Consider the following 18,987-nt stretch of genomic DNA (forward strand, 5'->3'; position numbering starts at 1 on the left):
GCGATGAGTGCTTCCTGTGCCACGCCTGCGCCCGGCGCTTCGCTGCCGGGCACCCCGCTGTACGACGCGGCCGCGCTACGCGCGATCGAGGTCGCGGCGCTCGCGCACGAAAGCGACGCCACCACGCTGATGCAGTGGGCCGGCCAGGCCGGCTGGCGCACGCTGCTGGCGCACTGGCCGCAGGCGCGGCGCATCGTCGTGGTCTGCGGGCCGGGCAACAACGGCGGCGACGGCTATGTGCTCGCGACGCAGGCGCTGGCCTCGGGGCGCGACGCGGTCGTCGTCCGGCTCGCATTGCATGCACCGCGGACCGATGCAGCGCAGGCGATGTGCGCCGCGTTCGAGGCCGCAGGCGGCCGGATCCTTGCGTTCGATGGCGCGTTGCCGGCTGCCGACATCGTCGTCGATGCGGTGTTCGGTATCGGCCTGTCGCGTGCGCCCGACGACGCGACCGCTGCATTGATTGATGCGATCAACGCCGCCGGTGTGCCGGTGCTCGCATTGGATACGCCCAGCGGCCTGTCCGGCGATCGCGGCAGCGCGGATGGCGTTGCCGTGCGCGCGACGCGCACGCTGCAGTTCCTCGCGCCGCAGATCGGGCTGCAGACCGGCGATGGCCCGGATCATGCCGGCGCACTGTCGCTGGACACGCTCGGTGTCGACGAGTACTGGTTCGCGGATGCGCAGGCACAGGCGCGCCGGATCGACGCACACGATCTCGCGCACTGGCTGCGGCCGCGTCCGCGCAATGCGCACAAGGGCCGCCACGGCCGCGTGCTGTGCATCGGCGGCGATCACGGCACCGGCGGCGCGGTGCTGCTCGCGGCCGGCGCGGCATTGCGCGCAGGCGCGGGACTGGTTGAAGTCGCGACCCAGGGTGTACACGTCGCGCCACTGCTCGCGCGCTGGCCCGAGGCCATGGTCCGGCGTACCGACAACGTGTCCGCGCTGGCCGGCGCTCTCGATGCCGCCGATGTCATCGCGCTCGGTCCGGGCCTCGGCCAGGGTAGCTGGGGTCACGCACTGTTCGACGAAACGCTCGATGCGGCCAGCGCTGCCAGAACACCGCTGGTGCTCGATGCCGACGCGCTCAACCTGCTCGCCGCGCGTCCGCGCGCGTTGCCGGCAAGCGCGATACTCACTCCGCATCCGGGCGAAGCCGCGCGATTGCTCGATCTCGATACCGCCGCAATCCAGCGCGATCGTCCGGCCGCGGTGCGCGCACTCGCCGCGCGCTGGAACGCCGTCGTCGTACTCAAGGGCGCCGGTACGCTGGTCTGCGCGCCCGGCGGACTGCCGTGGCTCATCGCAGCCGGCAATCCGGGCATGGCCACCGGCGGCATGGGCGATGTGCTGACCGGCGTGACCGCCGCCATGCGCGCGCAGGGACTCGAGGTCGAACACGCGGCCGCCTGCGGCGCCTTGTTGCACGCCGTAGCCGGCGATACCGCCGCAAGCACCTTCGGCGAACGCGGCCTGTTGCCGGGCGACCTCATCGACGTGCTGCGCGTCTGCGCGAATCCGGAGCCGAACGCATGATCCGCCGCCATCTTCCCGACGACGCGGCGACCCGCCTGCTCGCCGAACTTCTCGCCGCGCATCAGCCGCGCGGCGCCGTTGTGTACCTGCAGGGCGACCTCGGCGCCGGCAAGTCCACGCTGGCCCGCGCCTGGCTGCGCGCGCTCGGCGTGACCGGCACCGTGCGCAGCCCCACCTACACCCTCGTCGAACGCTATCCGGTCGATGGCGGCGAAGCGCTGCATCTGGATCTGTACCGGATCGGCGATGCCGGCGAACTCGATTTCCTCGGGCTCGACGACATCGACGCCGCGCTGTGGCTCATCGAATGGCCTGAGCGCGGCGCCGCGGCGCTGGCGCCTGCCGATCTGGAGATCCACCTGGCCATCGACGGCGCGGGCCGTTCGGTCGAACTCGTGCCCGACGGGCAGGGCAGTAACGCTTGGTTGGCCGCACTTCTCGATGATCCCCGTTTGTCGACGCTTCCTGAACCGAAACCATAGGAAGGATCTGCAGGCCACGGATTTGAAAGGGAAAACGGCTTGCAATGTTCCAGGGGCGGTGATTGACTAGCCGCCATGCGCATCCGGGGAATCAATCTGTCTCAGCTCGCGTTGGCGGTCGCCCTGATCGCCGCGCTGTGCTGGAACATCGCTTACGGCGCCGAGCTGCGGGGGGTCGACGTGCGCGCCGGTGCCACCGGCACCCGCGCCGAGCTCAAACTCGATGCCCGCGCCGAGTACTCGGTGATCTCCCTCGCCAATCCTGACCGCCTGGTTGTCGACCTGCCTGGCACTCGCCTACGAACGACGGCGATGCCGGCGGGCGCGGGCACCATCAAATCCGTGCGTAGTGGACAGCCCGTTGCCGGGACCACGCGCATCGTGTTCGACCTGGCCTCGTCGGTAAAATCGATGCCGCCGCGGATCGAGGACGGCGCGGATGGTACGAGGCTTGTCATCGAGTGGCCCGGGGACGGCGTGGCCGATCCGATCGCCCGCATCGCCGCGGCGAGTGCATCGACACCGACGACCGGCGCCGCGCCAGCCACGTCACCTGCGGCCGATCCGTCGCTGGCATCGAACGATGCAACCTCGCGCCTGATTTCGAGCATGGGTCCGCAGCAGGGGCCTGCCGCATCTGCGCCTGCGCCTGTTGCGGCCACCGCGCAGGTCGTCGAGACACCGCTGCCGCCCGCACCGATTCCCACACCGCCGTCCGCGACCCCGCGCGAAATCGCGCCTGCGCCTCAGGTGCCGATGCCTGCTGCGGTGGGTCCCGGGATGCGTCCGCTGGTGGTCGCGATCGATGCCGGACACGGCGGCCGCGACCCCGGTGCGATCGGGCCGGCTGGCACGCACGAGAAAAACGTCGTGCTGGCGATCGCGCGCGAACTCGCGCGCCAGATCAATGCCACGCCCGGCATGCGCGCGCATCTGGTACGCGAGAACGACAGCTACATCGAACTCCCGCAGCGTGCAGCGCGCGCCCGCCGGGCCAAAGCCGACATGTTCGTGTCGATCCATGCCGACGCCGCACATAACCGCGCGGCGTACGGCTCGTCGGTCTATACCCTGTCCACGCGCGGCGCCTCGTCGCAGCAGGCGCGTTGGCTGGCCGACCGCGAGAACAGCGCCGATCTGGTCGGCGGCGTGTCGCTGTCGCAGGACACCCTGTCGAACGTGCTGCTGGAAATGGCCCAGAGCGGTCACATGCGCGCCTCGCAGGACGCCGCGACGCACGTGCTGTCGGGCCTGCGCAACGTCGGCAAGACGCACAAGGCGAACGTCGAGTACGCGAACTTCTCGGTGCTGCGCAACGCCGACATGCCGGCAATGCTGGTCGAGACCGGCTTCATCTCCAATGCCGAGGAAGAGCAGCGCCTGCTCGATCCCGCGCATCAGCGTCGCCTCGCCAGCGCCGTGCTCAACGGTATCAATACCTATTTCGTCGCCCAGCCGCCGCCGGGCACGCTCTACGCCGCACGTGCAGCCGCGGCCGATGCAGGCACCGCCGCCGGCGGCAGTCCCTGAGATCCCGGGCGCAGCGCCCGAGCCGGTATCATCCACGTTGATTCCTGCCGCGACGCGCCTGCGTCGCCGATGCCCACGTGCCGATCCGCCAGCTCCCCGACATCCTCGTCAACCAGATCGCTGCCGGCGAAGTGGTGGAACGCCCTGCGTCCGTGGTCAAGGAACTCGTCGAGAACGCACTCGATGCCGGCGCGCAGCGCGTCGACATCGATCTCGAAGAAGGCGGCGTCCGTCTGATCCGCATCCGCGACGACGGTGGCGGTATTCCGCCCGAGGAACTGCCGCTGGCCGTGCAGCGACACGCGACCAGCAAGATCGGTTCGCTCGATGATCTGGAAGCCGTCGCCACGCTCGGCTTTCGCGGCGAGGCGCTGCCGTCGATCGCGTCGGTGAGCCGCTTCTCGCTGATCTCGCGCCGCGAAGACGAAACCCACGGCTCCGCGCTGGAAGTCGAGGGCGGCCGTGTCGGCGACGTCACACCGCGATCGCATCCGCGCGGCACGACGGTCGAAGTGCGCGATCTGTTCTACAACGTGCCCGCGCGCCGCAAGTTCCTGCGTGCCGAACGCACGGAGCTCGGCCACATCGAGGAATGGCTGCGTGCGCTGGCTTTGGTGCGGCCCGATGTCGAACTGCGCATCAGCCACAACGGCAAGGCGTCGCGTCGGTACAAGGGCGACGAGGATCTGTTCTCTGGCGCGCGCCTGGTCGAAACCGTCGGCCGGGAGTTCGCCGACAACGCATTGCGCATCGATCACAGCGCCGCAGGTCTGCGCCTGCACGGCTGGATCGCCAAGCCGGCGTACTCGCGCGCGAGTGCGGATCAGCAGTACCTCTACGTCAACGGCCGCGCAATCCGCGATCGCAGCGTGGCGCACGCGGTGAAGCAGGCATTCGCGGACGTGATGTACCACGGTCGTCAGCCGGCCTATGTGCTGTTTCTCGAACTCGATCCGACGCGCGTCGACGTCAACGTGCATCCCGCGAAGCACGAAGTGCGCTTCCGCGATGCGCGACTGATCCACGACTTCGTCTATCGCACGCTGCACGAGGCCTTGGCCGACACGCGCGCAGGCCAGATGAATCACGCGCCTGCGGATGCGGCGATGACGGCATTTGCCGCCATGCCCGCATCCGGCACTGCGTCGATGCCCGATTGGTCGCGGCCGATGCCGCAACCGAATCTCGCGTTGCGCGTCGACGAAACGCGCGCGGCCTACGCCGGGCTGTATGGACCGACGCCTGCGCAGATCGCATCGGGTGCCGACACCTGGACGCCGTCGCCGATGGCCCCCGATGCCGCGGTCGACGACGCCGGCACACTGGTCCCGCCGCTCGGCTACGCGGTGGCGCAGCTGCATGGCATCTACATCCTGAGCCAGGCCGCTGACGGCATGATCGTCGTCGACATGCACGCCGCGCACGAACGCATCGGCTACGAAAAGCTCAAGACCGCGCACGACGGCGAAGGCGTGCGCACGCAACCGCTGCTGGTACCGCAGACGGTCGCGGTGTCGGAGCGCGAGGCCGATGTCGCCGAAGCCGAAGCGGCGACGCTCGCCGACCTCGGCTTCGAGGTGTCGCGTGCCGGCATCCAGTCGCTGTTGCTGCGCGGCGTGCCGGCTTTGCTCGCACAGAGCGACACCGAAGCCCTGCTGCGCGACGTGCTGGCCGATCTGCGCGAGCACGGCGAGAGCCTGCGCGTGCGCTCGGCACGCGACGAACTGTTGTCGACGATGGCCTGCCACGGCGCGGTGCGCGCCAACCGTCGACTGACGGTCCCCGAGATGAATGCCCTGCTGCGGCAGATGGAAGCCACCGAACGCTCCGGGCAATGCAATCATGGCCGTCCGACGTGGGCGCATTTTCCGATCGCCGAGATCGACCGCTGGTTCCTGCGAGGACGCTGACATGCTGCGATGGCGCCATTGCTGCACGATCTTGCTGGCGGCGTTGCTCGCCGCCTGTGGCGAAACCACCGAGAGTGAGGATCCTGCGGCACGTGCAGACGCGGCGCGACTCGACGTGATGTTCTCGGCGCAGACCCGCGTCTGGCAGGACACGCGCCGCGCGGAACTGGTCGCGCCCGATGGCTGGTTGAGCCTGATCGGCCTGCATCGCATCGAACTGAAATCGCATTTCATCGGCAGCGGTGAAACGGCCGGCATTCGCCTGTCGATAGGCCCGGACAAGCTCGGCCTGCTGCAATCCGACAACGGCGCGTATGCGTTCACGCCCGAGCGCGGCGTCGCGGTGATGCTCGACGGCGCGCCGGTGCGTGGCCGCGTGTCGCTGCAGACCGACGCCGATGCAGCGCCGAGCGTGCTCGGATTCGACGATGGCAAGGGTGCGCTGACGATCATCGAACGTGGCGGCTCGGCCTTCGTGCGTGCGCGCCACGAGGACGCGCCCACGCGCCGGCGCTTCACCGGCATCGAATACTGGCCGACCGCGCGCGACTGGCAGGTCGATGCGGAATTCGTGCCGGCAGCGGCCGGTGCGACGCTGCCGATCGCCAACATCCTGGGCATGGTCGAAGACACGCCGACACCGGGATCGGTCGCATTCGAACGCGACGGCACGCGCTATACGCTGCAGGCGATCGACGGTGGCGACGGCGGGCTGTTTCTAATTTTCGCCGACCGCACCAGCGGCCACGGCAGCTACAGCGCCGGGCGTTATCTCGATGCGCCCGCGCCGGGCTCCGATGGCAGTCTGCAGATCGACTTCAACCGCGCCTACAACCCGCCGTGCGCGTTCACCGCGTTCGCGACATGTCCGCTGCCGCCTGACGGCAACCGCCTCGATCTCGCGATTCCCGCAGGCGAGAAGACCTACGTACCCGCGACCACGGTATGACACCGAACTCCGAACAGGACCGCTTCCGCATGCGTCGAGCCACGCCGATCCGTTTCCTCCGCTCGTGTGCAGTGGTGGTCTGCCTGCTCGCCGGCGGCGCGAGCCAGGCCGAACTGCCGCCGCTGGAAGCGCCCGCGATCCTGCTGTCGCCGGTGGTCTTGCCGGCCGACGGTCTGCAGGAGACGCCGGCCATCGGTTACGGCGCGCTGGCACCGGCGCCGGTGCCGCTGCTGTGGCGGGTCAGCGGCGAGCACGGTGCGTTGTATCTGCTGGGCTCCTTCCACTTCCTGACGCCAGCGGATTACCCGCTGTCGGAAGACGTCGCGCGCGTCGTGTCCGGCGCGGGCGAAGTCGTGTTCGAGCTCGCGCCCGAAGAACTGCATTCGCCGACGCTGGGCCTGCAGATGATGCAGGCGGGCCTGCGCAACGATGGCAGCCAGCTCGACGACGAGATTCCCGCACAGACCGCGACGCAACTGCGCGCATGGGCCGACACGAATGCAGCATCGCTGCAGGGCGCAGGCGGCGCATCGAACCTGCAGCTGTTCGAGCCCTGGTTCGTGTCGCTGCTGGTGACGACCACCGAACTCGGCCGTTTCGGTCTCGAGGCGAAGCTGGGCATGGATGCGCAGCTCGCGCGTCAGGCCCAGGCCGCCGGCACGCCGACTGCGGGGCTGGAATCCGCGCAGCAGCAGATCGAGCTGCTCGACGGCATGGGCCGCGTCGAACAGACGCAGATGCTGCAGGAAGCGCTGGAGCAGGCGGGCGCAGGTCCGGAATCGATCCAGGCCCTGCACGAGACCTGGCGCGCCGGCAATGCGGACGCGCTGTGGCAGGAAATGGGCCTCGACATGCAGGCACGTTTCCCCGCGCTCTACGCGCGCATAAACACCGAGCGCAACGACGCCTGGCTGCCCAAGCTCGAACAGATGCTGCAGCAGCAGGGCGACATCCTCGTCGTCGTCGGCGCACTGCATCTCGTCGGGCCCGACGGTGTCGTCGAGAAGCTCGCGGCGAAGGGCTACGCGGTGGAGCGGCTTGGCCTGGAGATTGTGGAATGAGTGAGGCCGAGGCCAAAGTCGTGTATGGACGTGCAATCCAGGCGCTCAATCATCAGCGCTGGAACGAAGCCCGGCAGCTTGGTGCCAGCCTGCTGCCACGCTGGGCAGGGCACGCTGGCGTCAATTTTGTGGTGGGCGTGGGTGCGCACTGGATGGGGGATCACCGCGTCGCCCATCAGCACCTGCGCGAAGCTGTCAGGCTCAATCCGAGCCGAGCGGACTACCTGGCCCAGCTGGCGCTGCTGTTCGCGACGATGCGACTCTATTCGCAGGCGCTGCACGCTGCCGTGCGTGCCAAGGAAATGGGTCCCAACGACGCGCTGTCACTCGATGCGCTCGGCATGGTGTTTACCCAGGCCAATGCACATGAGAGCGCGGAAGAGGTCTATATGCAGGCATCGGCACTGGCGCCCGATGTTGCAAGCCTGCACTTCAATCTGGCGACTGCGCGCATGTTTGTAGGCAAGCTTGAACTTGCCGGAGCCAGCTACGCCCAATGCATCGAGCTGGATCCTCGCTACTGGCGTGCCTATCTTGCACGAGCACAGTTGCGTCGTTGGACGCCGGAAGAAAATCACGTCGATGAACTTCTGCTCTTGCTGGAGCGAACGGGCGACGATCCTCAGGCTCTGCTGCACGTCCATCTCGCGCTCGAGAAGGAGCTCTACGACCTGGGTGAGATCGAGCGGTCGTTCCATCACCTCAAGGCCGGGAAAAGTGCTTGGGCACATGTGCTTGGTTACCGGGCCGAAGAGGACGAGCGTCTGGTCGCCGCGATCATGGAAGGCTATGACGCGATGCCTCAGTCGGGTCACAAGGCCTGTTCGTCAGATGAGCCGATCTTCATCATCGGCATGCCCAGATCCGGCACTACGCTTGTCGAACGGATTCTGTCTTCCCACTCCGCGGTGACCTCTTCGGGGGAGTTGCAGAACTTCGGTGTCCAGGTCAAACGGCTTTCTGGTAGCACCTCTGCCGCAATGATGGACGCCGATACATTTCTCGCCGGCCCACGCATCGACTTGGCAGCTCTCGGAAGCGCATACATCGACAGCACCCGGCCCGGCACTGGCGGATCGCGGCACTTCATCGACAAGCTGCCGCAGAACTTTCTCTATGCGGGCCTCATCGCGAGGGCGCTTCCAAACGCCCGGATGATCTGCCTGCGCCGTGATCCGGTGGACACCACACTTTCGAATTTTCGGCAGCTGTTCGCGCTTCGGTCTCCGAACTTCGGTTACTCGTTCGACATCTGCGATACAGCGCGCTACTACGTACTGTTCGATCGCCTGATGTCGTTCTGGCACGACCGCATGCCCGGTCGGATCCTTGAAGTTGCCTATGAGGACATCGTGGAAGCCCAGGAAGTCCAAACCCGCCGCCTGTTGGCGCATTGTAGGTTGGAGTGGGAGCCTGCCTGCCTGGAATTCGAACGCAATGCGGCGCCTGTAGCCACCGCAAGTGTGGTGCAGGTTCGCTCACCGATCTATCGTTCGTCGATGCAGCGTTGGCGACGCTACGGAGATCTCTTGGATGCCCCGCGCAGGATCCTCGCCGACGCGGGAATCAGCAGCTGAAGCCTAGTGGTCCTGAAATTTCGGTGGACTGCATTTCGATGCAGTCCACCGGACACGCCGGCACGCACAGCGCGCAGCCGGTGCAGGCATCGACGAGCACGGTGTGCATCAGTTTCGAACCGCCGACGATCGCGTCGACCGGGCAGGCCTGGATGCACTTGGTGCAGCCGATGCAGTCGGCCTCGATGACCAGCGCGACCGGCGGCAATGCGTGGTGCTCGCCGCGCTCGCGGTCGAACGGCAGCGCGACGGTCTCGAGTGCGCGGGCCAGCGCGCGTGCGCCCGAATCGCCGCCGGGCGGACAGCGATCCACGTCGGCCTCGCCGCGCGCCATCGCGTCGGCATAGGGGCGACAGCCGTCGAAACCGCACTGGCCGCATTGGGTCTGCGGCAACAGGCGGTCGAGGCGTTCGACGAGGGACGGCGGCATGCGTGGCGGTCGGCTGGGCGTGCGGACTGGGCTGGAGTCGCGGCGATGCCGCGCCGGCTCAGCGGACCGGCATGCCCGGCTGCGCGGCGGCATCGGCGTCCAGCAGCGCGAGCGCGCCGCCGTCGAAGCCGGCCGACAGGATCATGCCTTCGCTGATGCCGAAGCGCATCTTGCGCGGCGCGAGATTGGCGATGAACACCACGTTGCGACCGACCAGCGTGTCCGGTTCGCCGTAGCTCGCACGGATGCCGGAGAAGATCTGGCGCATGCCGAGATCGCCGGCGTCGAGTTCGAAGCGCAGCAGCTTTTCCGAACCTTCGACGAACTCGCAGGCGACGACCTTGCCGATGCGCAGGTCGAGCTTCGCGAAATCGTCGATCGAGATGTGCGCAGGCGCATCCGCGTCAGCGGCTTTCGCGGGCGTCGCGACAGGTGCTTCGACCGGCTTCTTCACCGCGGTGGGGGCGGCCGGTGCAGCGGCGAGGGTGTCCTTGGAGGCGTCGGTCATGGCGTCGATCTGCTTGGGGTCGATTCGGGTGAAGAGCGGGGCGTATGGCTGGATGACGTGGCCGAGCAGCGGCGCGTCGAGCGCGGACCATATGTCGGCCGGTGCGGCGAAGAACGCATCGACTTCGCCCGACACGCGCGGCAGCACCGGCCGCAGCGCCGTCGCCAGCACGCGGAACAGATTCAGACCCTGCGTGCAGACGGCCTGCAGTTCGGCGTCGCTGCCGTCCTGCTTCGCGATCACCCACGGCTTGCGGTCGTCGATGTAGCGGTTGGCTTCGTCGGCCAGTGCCATCACCTGACGCAGCACACTGGCCGGCTCGTTGCGCGCATAGGATTCGCGGATCGGTGCCAACGCTTCGACGAAACGCGCGTAGGTCTCCGGCTCCGGCAATGCGTCGGCCAGACGGCCTTCGAAACGCTTGCCGATGAAGCCGGCGCAGCGGCTGGCGAGGTTGACCAGCTTGCCGACCACGTCGCTGTTCACGCGCGCGATGAAGTCTCCGAGGTTGAGGTCGAGATCGTCGACACCGCCCGAGGATTTCGCGGCGAAGTAGTAGCGCAACGCTTCCGGATCGAGCCCTTGGTCGAGATACGTGCGCGCCATGACGAAAGTGCCGCGCGACTTCGACATCTTCGCGCCGTCGACGGTCAGATAGCCGTTGACGTGCAGGCGCGTCGGCGCGCGCAGGCCGGCGCCGTGCAGCATGGCCGGCCAGAACAGGCCGTGGAAATTGACGATGTCCTTGCCGATGAAGTGGTGCAGCTCGGCGCCGCCATCGGGCGCGAGCCAGGCATCGAAGTCCAGACCTTCGCGTGCGCACAGCGCCTTGAAACTGCTGAGATACCCGATCGGCGCGTCCAGCCAGACGTAGAAGAACTTGCCCGGATGGCCCGGAATCTCGAAGCCGAAGTAGGGCGCATCGCGGGAGATATCCCAGGCGCGCAGGCCGCCTTCGCCGTCGAGCCATTCGGCCAGCTTCGCCTTGACGCCTGACACCGCGACATCGCCCGCCAGCCACTCGCGCAGGAAGGCTTCGAAATGGCCGAGCTCGAAGAAGAAGTGCTCCGACTCGCGCACTTCCGGCGTCGCGCCGCTGACCACCGACACCGGATCGATCAGGTCGCTCGGCGAATAGGTGGCGCCGCAGTTTTCGCAGTTGTCACCGTACTGGTCCGGGGTGCCGCATTTCGGGCAGATGCCCTTGACGTAGCGGTCCGGCAGGAACATGCCGCGCACCGGATCGAACAGCTGCGCGACATCGCGACGCGCGATGTGACCGCCCGCATCGAGACGCGCATAGATCGTCTCGACCATCGTGCGATTGCCAGCCGAATGGGTCGAGTCGTAGTAATCGAAGTCCACGCCGAACGCCGCGAAATCGCGTTCGTGGCCGACCTGGATGTCCGCGATGAAGGCTTCAGGCGTCGTCCCCGCCTTCTCGGCCGCCAGCATGATCGGCGTGCCGTGCGTGTCGTCCGCGCAGACGAAGCGTGCCGTATCCCCATCCATGCGCCGCGCCCGCACCCAGATGTCGGCCTGGATGTAACCGACCAGATGGCCGAGGTGCAGCGGCCCGTTGGCATAGGGCAGGGCGGTGGTGACGAGCAGCGTGCGCGACATGGGGCGGGGCTTGGAAGAGCGGGCGGATCGGGATTATCGCATGGGGTCGGCGGGGGCCTTCGTTGGCGCCTTCGAATAGCGAGGCCTCTGACTCCAGCCGCCCTGCTAATGCGAGAGAGGAACCGTGATCGAAGCTCTCCTGTGGATCGGGTGCCAGGACTTGGGTTCGATAAGGCCTGCGCGCGAAACGCGCATAGGAAGCGTGGTGCCCTTGTTTGCCTGCGCACTCCCGCTACTCCTCTGTGGCGAGGGCAGGCCTATCCCATCAGAAACAAAAAGGCCCGGCAGTTGCCGGGCCTTTGACTCACACATTCGAAGCCGATTTCACTCGCGCTGCCAGACCTGCTCGCGGCAGATGAACGCGATGCAGCCCGACACACCGATGCGGTTGGCATCGAGCATCTTGGCCTTGGACTTGTAGGTCTTGCCGTTGGCCGGATCGAGAATCGTGCCGCCCGACCATTCGCTGCCGTCCGGCTTGAGATCCCACAGGATCGTCATGCCGGTGATCGGCTGGTTCTGACGGTTTCCGGTGCACTTGTCGCAAACCGGATTCGGCCCGCGATCGGACTGCAGCACCTGCGCCACACGACCACTCAGCGTGCCGTTCGCCGCCTGTGAGATCTCGACGATCGACTTCACCCGACCGGTCTCGTCGTCGATGGTCTTCCAGCGCCCCACCGGCGATTGCTGGGCAAACGATACCAATGGCAGGCACGCCAACAGGACGACCACACAGAACTTTTTCATCTACCCCTCCCGAAGTAATGGATGATTCCACCGGTTCGCAGCGTAGGCGCGGCCAGGTCGGTCGTCCAGTGGCGCTAGGAACAGAAACGGCCCCCGGTTAAGGGGGCCGTCCATGTTGCTTCAATTGAGTTTGATCAACGGCCGAAGGAGTACTTCGCTTCCAGGTAGACCGCCCGACCAAACGCGTTGAAGTTGGACGTGTTGTATGGCGCGCCAGAGGTGCCCGGATAGCTCACATCCAGCGGCGGCATCTTGTTGGTCAGGTTGTTGACCATCACAGAGAACTGCAGATCCTCGATCGGGCTGAACGAGACTGTGGCGTTGTAGGTGATGTAGGAGCCAAGCTTCCAGGAAAGCGGATCGGCGTAGTTGCCGATCACGCGCGCGCGGTAGTTCGGCGTCTCGCTGATCCAGTTGCCGTAAAGCGTCGTGGCCCAGCGATCGGTCGCCCAGGTGACCGAAGCATCCGCTTTGTGCTTCGGATCGCTGCTCCAATATGGATCGTTGAGCAGGTCGATAAGCGGATCACCATCGTACTGCTGGTACTCGTGGTTGATCTTCTGGGTGTAGTTGCCGCGGAAGATCAGGTTGCCGACGCCGATTTCATGCGCGTAGTTGACTCCTGCCGTGAAGGCTTCCAGCGTCTGGCGGGACACGTTGATCTTGGGGGTGTAGATCTCCGTGACCAGACCTGTGTTCGGATTGCGCGTGATCTGGGACAGTGCGGCTGTACACAGCTGCGACGATACATCATCCAATCCGGTACGGCAGCGATACTCCTGCAGCATCAACGCATCGCTGCTCTGCTGCGTCACCTCATCCTCGATGTCCCAGCTGTGGTAGTCCACGCTGATCGACAGTCGCGCGATGGGCGACCACACCGCGCCGATGCTCCAGACGTCTGCGGCGATCGGCTGCAGATTGACGTTGCCTTCCTGGGTGCCGAAAACCTGACGCCCCGTCAGAGAAGCCGGGCATCCATCGGTGTTGCCCGGCGTGAAACCGAGAAGCGAGCAGCCGTAGTAGTCGGTGACCGAGGTGTAGTAGCCGCTCACACCCTGGAAAAGATCGGAAAGGGTCGGAGAGCGGAACGCGGTGCCGTATTTGCCGCGGATCAGCAGTTCTTCGATCGGACGGTATTCGAGACCGAGGCTGTAGGTCGGCTTGTCGATCGTGCCACCGCCATCCGGTTTGAACGCGTCGTAGCGACCCGAAACAGTGACGGTCAACGGGTCGAGGACCGGCAGGCGCAGTTCGCTGGTCAGCGCGTAGCGGTCACGCTCGCCGCCGCCCGATACCGCAGTGGTGCCCCACACAGAACCGTCCAGGTAGCCCGGATCCGGGTTGTACCGCCATTCCTGCATACCGACTTCGCCCACCACCGCAAGGCCGGCATCGCCGCCAGGCAGCGAGAAGAGCGAGGCGTTCGTCAGCTGGAAGCGAACCATCTGATCGACGGTCTTGGAGCGGGAGGTCGCGTAGCCGGTGAAGCTGGCGAAATCCTCCGGCGAAATCGCTGAATAGAACGCGGCGTAGTCGGGGGCGTAAACGGGGTAGGCACCGTAGATCGGGTCCAGCCCCAGCTGGGGGCCTAGAACACGATCAGTGAAGTAAGCATCGATCGGATCGGCCCAACGGACGAAGCCGATCTCTTCGAGTTCGTAGTCGGTCCGCGTGTAGCCGAAGTCGTAGTCCCAGGAGGACTCCCCGATGACGCCGTTGACGCCGAGCGAAACGCGAGTCGACTTGCTTTCGTCGTGTGCCATGGTGTTTCTGAAACCGCCCTGGCCCATTTCCTCTGGCGAGAACGAGCGCTGCAGACTCACGAGATCCTCGAGTGCCGGGTCCCAGAAGTAGTAGCCCATCGATTCGGTGTTGCTGCCCCACCAGGTGTAGTTCGAGCCGACGTGGTACGAGATCTTCTCATCCGAATGCAGCACGTTGGCGTAAAGCTGCGTCGAGTCGTTGAGGTCGAACGTGACGTTGCCGTAGACCTGCGTGGCTTCCTTCCCATTCTGCAGCGTGCGATAGCCCGGCGTGTAGAACGAGCCGCAGTAGAACTCGTCGCCGAAACCCGGACGCTGCTGGAGACCGACCGTGCCACCGAACTGGCTGGTCACGTTCGCGCAGTTGTTCGGGTCGGTGAAGCGGTAGCTGTTGAACGGGCTGACCACCAGATAGTCGCGGCTCGCCAGCGGAGCTGTCGTGCCCTGGGTGAAGAACTGCTTGGTGATGTCGCGATCGTACGCCCAGATCGGATCCCGCTCCTCGTACTGGATGCCGAGCAGCGCATTCGTGCGACCGTCGTCGGACTGGAATCCGGTCGCGAAGCTGCCGCGGAAGCTGTTGCCACCGCCTTCGCTGTAGGTGCCGCCGCGGATGTTGAGGACCGAGCCCTCCATCTCCTTCTTGAGGATCACATTGATGACGCCGGCGATCGCATCGGAGCCGTAGAGCGAGGACTGGCCGCCGGGCAGAATTTCGATGCGCTCGATCAGGTCGATCGGAATGCCGCTGATGTTGTTGAAGGTGTCGCTGCCGTTGTAGAGCGCCGGATAGTTGGCCATCGGACGACCATCGATCAGGTACTTCGTATAACCCGGCGGCAGACCGAACAGGCTGATGGTTTCCGCGCCCTGCGTGAACGACGCGGAACTTTGGGACCCCTGCACGCCGCCAGTGGCAAACGAACTCTGCTGCAGGACTTCCGAGACGCTGGAGAAGCCGCGCGCCTGGATATCGCTCGCGGTGATCACGGTCACCGGCGTGGATGTCTCGATCTGCGACTGCGGAATCAGCGATCCGGTCACGGTGACCTTGTCGAGCGTCGTCGCTGAAGTGCGGGCGGCTCTGGAGTCCTCGTCGGACGTGTCCTGCGCGAAAGCAGCGGTAGACGCCGGAACGAGGAGTGCTGCAAGAAGTGCCGATGCAAGACGGCTGCGGTGCGGCGTGGAGCGATGCGACATCGTGAATTTCCCCTGGTTGGACCAGTTGCTGACTAAGGAGGAGGTGGCCTCAGCTGTCCCTTTCCCCACAAGCTGCGACCTGTCTGCAAACAGACAGGTCGAACTTAACATGAGGTTAATGCCGCTGTCACATGTCAGAAAAATACCCATGGCAAGGCGGGGAACTTCTTAGTTGCGAGGCGTTCTCCGAGAGCTTCGGTGAGCGGATGGGAGGAGGAAACGAAACACCTTCGATAGGGAAGCAAGTCAGCCGCCGAGGGCGGTTCATGCACCGCATCACCTCGTGAGTCACTCCGAAGCCCGCGGCTGTTCACCTTCACGAGCGTTCCACGTGGCCAACTGAGGAATCGCGGCTGTGGGCGTACTCAGAAGCGAGCGCTGTACAGCTGCCGGAATCCTGCGATGCAACAATGCAACGCTATCTCTCACTTTTTTCTCTTATGACGCAGTCTCGGGTTCCAAGTCGAATCGTCCAGGCGACGCTTTCTCCACTCCCCCGCATCCGCAACATCATCGCCATCGGCTCCGGCAAGGGTGGCGTGGGCAAATCCACGACGGCGGTGAACCTCGCGCTTGCGCTGGCGGCCGATGGCGCGCGGGTCGGTGTGCTCGACGCCGATGTGTACGGCCCGAGCATTCCGATGATGCTGGGGCTGTCGGGCAAGCCGGACAGTCCAGATGGCAAGTCGATCCTGCCGATGCGGGCGCATGGCATCGAGGCGATGTCGATCGGGCTGCTGGTCGATCAGGACACGCCGATGATCTGGCGCGGGCCGATGGCGACATCGGCACTGACGCAGCTGCTCAACGACACGCTGTGGGGTGGCGACGAAGCGCTCGACTACCTGCTGGTCGATCTGCCGCCGGGCACGGGCGACATCCAGCTCACGCTGGCGCAGAAGATTCCGGTCGCCGGCGCGGTGATCGTGACCACGCCACAGGATGTGGCGACGCTCGATGCGCGCAAGGCGCTGAAGATGTTCGAGAAGGTCGAGGTAGCGGTGCTCGGGCTGGTCGAGAACATGGCCCAGCACGTGTGCTCGAACTGCGGGCACGTGGAGCATCTGTTCGGCGACGGCGGCGGTCAGCGCATGGCGACGCAGTACGGCGTGCCGCTGCTGGGTTCGTTGCCGCTGGAGATCGGCATCCGCGCGCAGGGCGATGCCGGTGTGCCGATCGTCGTCGCGGCGCCGGATTCGCCTGCCGCGCAGGCCTATCGCGACACTGCGAGGCGGCTGGTGGAGGAGCTCGAGAAGCGGCCGCGAGCGCCGATGTCGATTTCCGCGTCGCTGGTCTGACACCGCCGTCGCGGCAAGGTGACGCAGGCGGGCTGTGCGGCGACAATGCGCGTCCAGGCCGCAGAGCCGCAGGAACCCCACGATGAGCATCAAGAGCGACCGCTGGATCCGCCGCATGTCCGAGCAGGGCATGATCGAGCCCTTCGAGCCGGGCCAGGTGAAGCAGGACCCCGCCGGCCAGCGCATCGTCAGCTACGGCACGTCGAGCTATGGCTACGACGTGCGTTGCTCGCGCGAGTTCAAGATCTTCACCAACATCAACTCGACGATCGTCGATCCGAAGCATTTCGATCCCGGCAGTTTCGTCGACATCGAGGCCGACGAGTGCATCATTCCGCCGAATTCGTTCGCGCTGGCCCGCACGGTCGAGTACTTCCGCATCCCGCGTGACACGCTGGTCGTGTGCCTTGGCAAGAGCACGTACGCGCGCTGCGGGATCATCGTCAACGTGACGCCGCTCGAGCCGGAATGGGAAGGCCACGTCACGCTGGAATTCAGCAATACGACGCCGCTGCCGGCGCGAATCTACGCCAATGAAGGCGTCGCCCAGATGCTGTTCTTCCAGTCCGATGCCGACGATGTGTGCGAGACCTCGTACAAGGATCGCGGCGGCAAGTACCAGGGGCAACGCGGCGTGACCCTGCCGCGCACCTGATCGTTCGAACCCATCACGCAAGGACGCTGCGATGCACGAGACGAATCCCTATCAGGCGCCGACCGCGCAGCTGCAGATCGATGACGGCGAGCAGCTCGCGGAGCGCGGCACGCGTCTGGGCGCGGTGCTAATCGATGGCCTGATCGGTCTGGCCGTCATCACGCCGGTGATGTGGCTCGGCGGCTACTGGAGCGCGGTGATCGATGCGGCGCAGCGCGGTGAGCAGGTCGGGTTCGGTCTGCAGGCGATGTGGATGGTGATCGGCATGTTGATCTTCGCTGCGATCCACGCATGGCCGCTGCACATCGGTGGCCAGACCTGGGGCAAGCGCCTGCTCGGCATCCGCATCGTCACCCTCGATGGCCGGCCGGTGACGGCGGTCCGCGCGATCGTGGCGCGCTATTTTCCGATGCAGGTGGTCGGCGCCATTCCGTGCCTGGGCGCGCTCGTGCTGCTCGGCAGCCTCTGCATGATCTTCCGCCAGGACCGCCGCTGCGGCCACGATTTCGTCGCCGGTACGCGCGTGGTCCGCGCGCGCTGACTCAGCGCGGCAACGCGGCCTGCAACTGGCCGATGCGTTCCACGATCTGCTCGGGCGTATAGGGCCGTGCGGCGACGCGCCCCCACACAGGTGCCGGCCACGCGGGATCGTCCTGCTCGCGGCCGATCACATGCACATGCAACTGCTCGACCATGTTGCCGAGCGCGGCGATGTTGAGCTTGTAGGGCTGGAACGCATCCCGCAGCAGGCGCGCGGCAATGTCGATTTCGTCGGTGAGCTGGCGACGCTGGTCGGCATCGAGATCGATCATCTCGCGCGCGCTGGCGATGCGCGGCACCAGCACCAGCCACGGGTAATTGGCGTCGTCCATCAGCCGCAGCTCGCACAACGTGAGTGTCGCCAGCGGATGGGTGTCGTCGGCCAGCTGCGGATGCAGCGCGAAGGCGGCGTGGGTCATGGCGTCGCATCCTGCCGCAGGGCGGCATCGAGGAAGGCGAGGGTGGCGCGGCGTGCGGCGGCTGCGCTGGCTGCGTGGTAATGGTCCGGGTCGACATCGCGGTTGAAGCCGTGCCCGCCTGGATGCACCAGGAATTCGGCGTCGGGCTGGGCGCTGCGATGGCGCTCGATATCCTCGGGCGGGATCGCGGAATCTTCGGCGCCGAACTGGAACAGCATCGGTGCCTGCAGGGGTTCGTCGAGGAACGGCACGGTGCGCGCGCCGTAATAGCTGACCGCGGGCAGCGCCAGGCGCGTATTGGCGAGAAAGGCCAGCGTGCCGCCCCAGCAGAAGCCGACCACCCCGATGCCGCGATGGCCTTCGGTCTGCAGCGCGCTGCGGCAGCTGCGGAGGATGCCGACGGCACGTTCGGTGCCCAGCGCTTCAACGAGTTCGCGGCCGCGCGCGAAGCCGTCGGCGTCGTAGGCGAGTTCAACGTGGCGCGCGACCGGGTCGAACAGTGCCGGCGCCAGCGCCACGTAGCCCGCGGCCGCGTAGCCGTCGGCGACGCTGCGGATATGCGCGTTGACGCCGAAGATCTCCTGGATCACGACGACCGCGCCGAGCGCGGCAGCGCCGTGGGGCGGATCCGCGCGCCAGGCGTTCACCGGTCCGGAGGGCGTGGCGAGGATGACGTCCCGGCCCATGGGGAATCCCTGTTCAGGTGGCGCCCCGAGTCTAACCGAGTCGCGAACGGCGAATCCGTGCGGC

The 18,987-nt window shown here is 66.3% G+C and carries 16 protein-coding genes; 10 read left to right on the forward strand and 6 right to left on the reverse strand.

Annotation, left to right across the window (positions count from 1 at the left end; genetic code table 11):
- Positions 1-3 precede the first annotated feature (3 nt).
- The 7 genes from ACZ9YD_RS03160 (at position 4) to ACZ9YD_RS03190 (ending at position 9,048) form a co-directional block, all read left to right on the forward strand.
- Entirely contained in the window at positions 4-1,539 is a 1,536-nt protein-coding gene (locus tag ACZ9YD_RS03160) for an NAD(P)H-hydrate dehydratase (protein WP_465073685.1), read from the forward strand.
- Positions 1,536-2,021: a tRNA (adenosine(37)-N6)-threonylcarbamoyltransferase complex ATPase subunit type 1 TsaE gene (tsaE, locus tag ACZ9YD_RS03165; protein ID WP_465073687.1), complete on the forward strand. Its 486-nt coding sequence runs from the start codon at positions 1,536-1,538 to the stop codon at positions 2,019-2,021. Before ACZ9YD_RS03160 ends, tsaE begins: the two co-directional genes overlap by 4 nt.
- A 75-nt stretch (positions 2,022-2,096) precedes the next feature.
- Positions 2,097-3,551, forward strand: coding sequence for an N-acetylmuramoyl-L-alanine amidase (locus ACZ9YD_RS03170; protein WP_465073688.1), 1,455 nt, complete (start codon positions 2,097-2,099; stop codon positions 3,549-3,551).
- 77 nt (positions 3,552-3,628) lie between these two features.
- Entirely contained in the window at positions 3,629-5,461 is a 1,833-nt protein-coding gene (gene mutL / locus ACZ9YD_RS03175; protein WP_465073690.1) for a DNA mismatch repair endonuclease MutL, read from the forward strand.
- 1 nt (position 5,462) lies between these two features.
- Positions 5,463-6,410: a DUF1684 domain-containing protein gene (locus ACZ9YD_RS03180; RefSeq protein WP_465073691.1), complete on the forward strand. Its 948-nt coding sequence runs from the start codon at positions 5,463-5,465 to the stop codon at positions 6,408-6,410.
- A 29-nt stretch (positions 6,411-6,439) separates the two neighbouring features.
- On the forward strand, positions 6,440-7,471 hold the full coding sequence (locus ACZ9YD_RS03185) for a TraB/GumN family protein (RefSeq protein ID WP_465073692.1): 1,032 nt from the start codon (positions 6,440-6,442) through the stop codon (positions 7,469-7,471).
- Complete coding sequence (locus ACZ9YD_RS03190) at positions 7,468-9,048, forward strand: tetratricopeptide repeat-containing sulfotransferase family protein (protein ID WP_465073694.1); 1,581 nt, start codon at positions 7,468-7,470, stop codon at positions 9,046-9,048. Before ACZ9YD_RS03185 ends, ACZ9YD_RS03190 begins: the two co-directional genes overlap by 4 nt.
- On the opposite strand, the gene rnfB is transcribed toward ACZ9YD_RS03190, so the two are convergent.
- From rnfB to ACZ9YD_RS03210, 4 genes are all read right to left on the reverse strand, one after another.
- Entirely contained in the window at positions 9,038-9,478 is a 441-nt protein-coding gene (rnfB, locus tag ACZ9YD_RS03195; protein WP_465073695.1) for an Rnf electron transport complex subunit RnfB, read from the reverse strand. The two genes, ACZ9YD_RS03190 and rnfB, sit on opposite strands and share 11 nt — an antisense overlap.
- Positions 9,479-9,536: 58 nt before the next feature.
- Positions 9,537-11,609 carry a methionine--tRNA ligase gene (metG, locus tag ACZ9YD_RS03200; protein ID WP_465073696.1) on the reverse strand — a complete coding sequence of 691 codons (2,073 nt, stop codon included), beginning with the start codon at positions 11,607-11,609 and terminating at the stop codon, positions 9,537-9,539.
- Between the two features lie 324 nt (positions 11,610-11,933).
- Positions 11,934-12,359 carry a DUF2147 domain-containing protein gene (locus tag ACZ9YD_RS03205; protein WP_465073697.1) on the reverse strand — a complete coding sequence of 142 codons (426 nt, stop codon included), beginning with the start codon at positions 12,357-12,359 and terminating at the stop codon, positions 11,934-11,936.
- A 134-nt stretch (positions 12,360-12,493) separates the two neighbouring features.
- Positions 12,494-15,325, reverse strand: coding sequence for a TonB-dependent receptor plug domain-containing protein (locus ACZ9YD_RS03210; protein ID WP_465073766.1), 2,832 nt, complete (start codon positions 15,323-15,325; stop codon positions 12,494-12,496).
- 440 nt (positions 15,326-15,765) lie between these two features.
- Here ACZ9YD_RS03210 and apbC point away from each other — a divergent pair, with 440 nt between their 5' ends.
- The 3 genes from apbC (at position 15,766) to ACZ9YD_RS03225 (ending at position 17,819) form a co-directional block, all read left to right on the forward strand.
- On the forward strand, positions 15,766-16,623 hold the full coding sequence (gene apbC, locus ACZ9YD_RS03215) for an iron-sulfur cluster carrier protein ApbC (protein ID WP_465073698.1): 858 nt from the start codon (positions 15,766-15,768) through the stop codon (positions 16,621-16,623).
- An 82-nt stretch (positions 16,624-16,705) separates the two neighbouring features.
- Positions 16,706-17,278 carry a dCTP deaminase gene (gene dcd / locus ACZ9YD_RS03220; RefSeq protein ID WP_232117224.1) on the forward strand — a complete coding sequence of 191 codons (573 nt, stop codon included), beginning with the start codon at positions 16,706-16,708 and terminating at the stop codon, positions 17,276-17,278.
- A gap of 31 nt (positions 17,279-17,309) precedes the next feature.
- Positions 17,310-17,819 (forward strand): RDD family protein, encoded by a 510-nt coding sequence (locus tag ACZ9YD_RS03225; RefSeq protein ID WP_465073699.1) that lies wholly within the window; start codon positions 17,310-17,312, stop codon positions 17,817-17,819.
- A 1-nt stretch (position 17,820) separates the two neighbouring features.
- Here the strand turns inward: ACZ9YD_RS03225 and ACZ9YD_RS03230 are convergent, their stop codons facing one another.
- Entirely contained in the window at positions 17,821-18,237 is a 417-nt protein-coding gene (locus ACZ9YD_RS03230) for an HIT domain-containing protein (protein ID WP_465073700.1), read from the reverse strand.
- Positions 18,234-18,923, reverse strand: coding sequence for a dienelactone hydrolase family protein (locus tag ACZ9YD_RS03235; RefSeq protein WP_465073701.1), 690 nt, complete (start codon positions 18,921-18,923; stop codon positions 18,234-18,236). The genes ACZ9YD_RS03230 and ACZ9YD_RS03235 overlap by 4 nt, the downstream gene beginning before the upstream one ends.
- Positions 18,924-18,987: the final 64 nt, after the last annotated feature.

It is taken from the genome of Luteimonas sp. AC640a (genome assembly GCF_979256585.1).

Coding starts and splice junctions, on each gene's coding strand:
- ACZ9YD_RS03190 (WP_465073694.1), top strand. CDS start 7,468: ATGAGTGAGGCCGAGGCCAAAGTCGTGTATGGACGTGCAATCCAGGCG.
- apbC (WP_465073698.1), top strand. CDS start 15,766: ATGACGCAGTCTCGGGTTCCAAGTCGAATCGTCCAGGCGACGCTTTCT.
- ACZ9YD_RS03230 (WP_465073700.1), bottom strand. CDS start 18,237: ATGACCCACGCCGCCTTCGCGCTGCATCCGCAGCTGGCCGACGACACC.
- ACZ9YD_RS03180 (WP_465073691.1), top strand. CDS start 5,463: ATGCTGCGATGGCGCCATTGCTGCACGATCTTGCTGGCGGCGTTGCTC.
- ACZ9YD_RS03160 (WP_465073685.1), top strand. CDS start 4: ATGAGTGCTTCCTGTGCCACGCCTGCGCCCGGCGCTTCGCTGCCGGGC.
- ACZ9YD_RS03185 (WP_465073692.1), top strand. CDS start 6,440: ATGCGTCGAGCCACGCCGATCCGTTTCCTCCGCTCGTGTGCAGTGGTG.
- dcd (WP_232117224.1), top strand. CDS start 16,706: ATGAGCATCAAGAGCGACCGCTGGATCCGCCGCATGTCCGAGCAGGGC.
- ACZ9YD_RS03225 (WP_465073699.1), top strand. CDS start 17,310: ATGCACGAGACGAATCCCTATCAGGCGCCGACCGCGCAGCTGCAGATC.
- tsaE (WP_465073687.1), top strand. CDS start 1,536: ATGATCCGCCGCCATCTTCCCGACGACGCGGCGACCCGCCTGCTCGCC.
- metG (WP_465073696.1), bottom strand. CDS start 11,609: ATGTCGCGCACGCTGCTCGTCACCACCGCCCTGCCCTATGCCAACGGG.
- ACZ9YD_RS03210 (WP_465073766.1), bottom strand. CDS start 15,325: ATGTCGCATCGCTCCACGCCGCACCGCAGCCGTCTTGCATCGGCACTT.
- ACZ9YD_RS03170 (WP_465073688.1), top strand. CDS start 2,097: ATGCGCATCCGGGGAATCAATCTGTCTCAGCTCGCGTTGGCGGTCGCC.
- ACZ9YD_RS03205 (WP_465073697.1), bottom strand. CDS start 12,359: ATGAAAAAGTTCTGTGTGGTCGTCCTGTTGGCGTGCCTGCCATTGGTA.
- ACZ9YD_RS03235 (WP_465073701.1), bottom strand. CDS start 18,923: ATGGGCCGGGACGTCATCCTCGCCACGCCCTCCGGACCGGTGAACGCC.
- rnfB (WP_465073695.1), bottom strand. CDS start 9,478: ATGCCGCCGTCCCTCGTCGAACGCCTCGACCGCCTGTTGCCGCAGACC.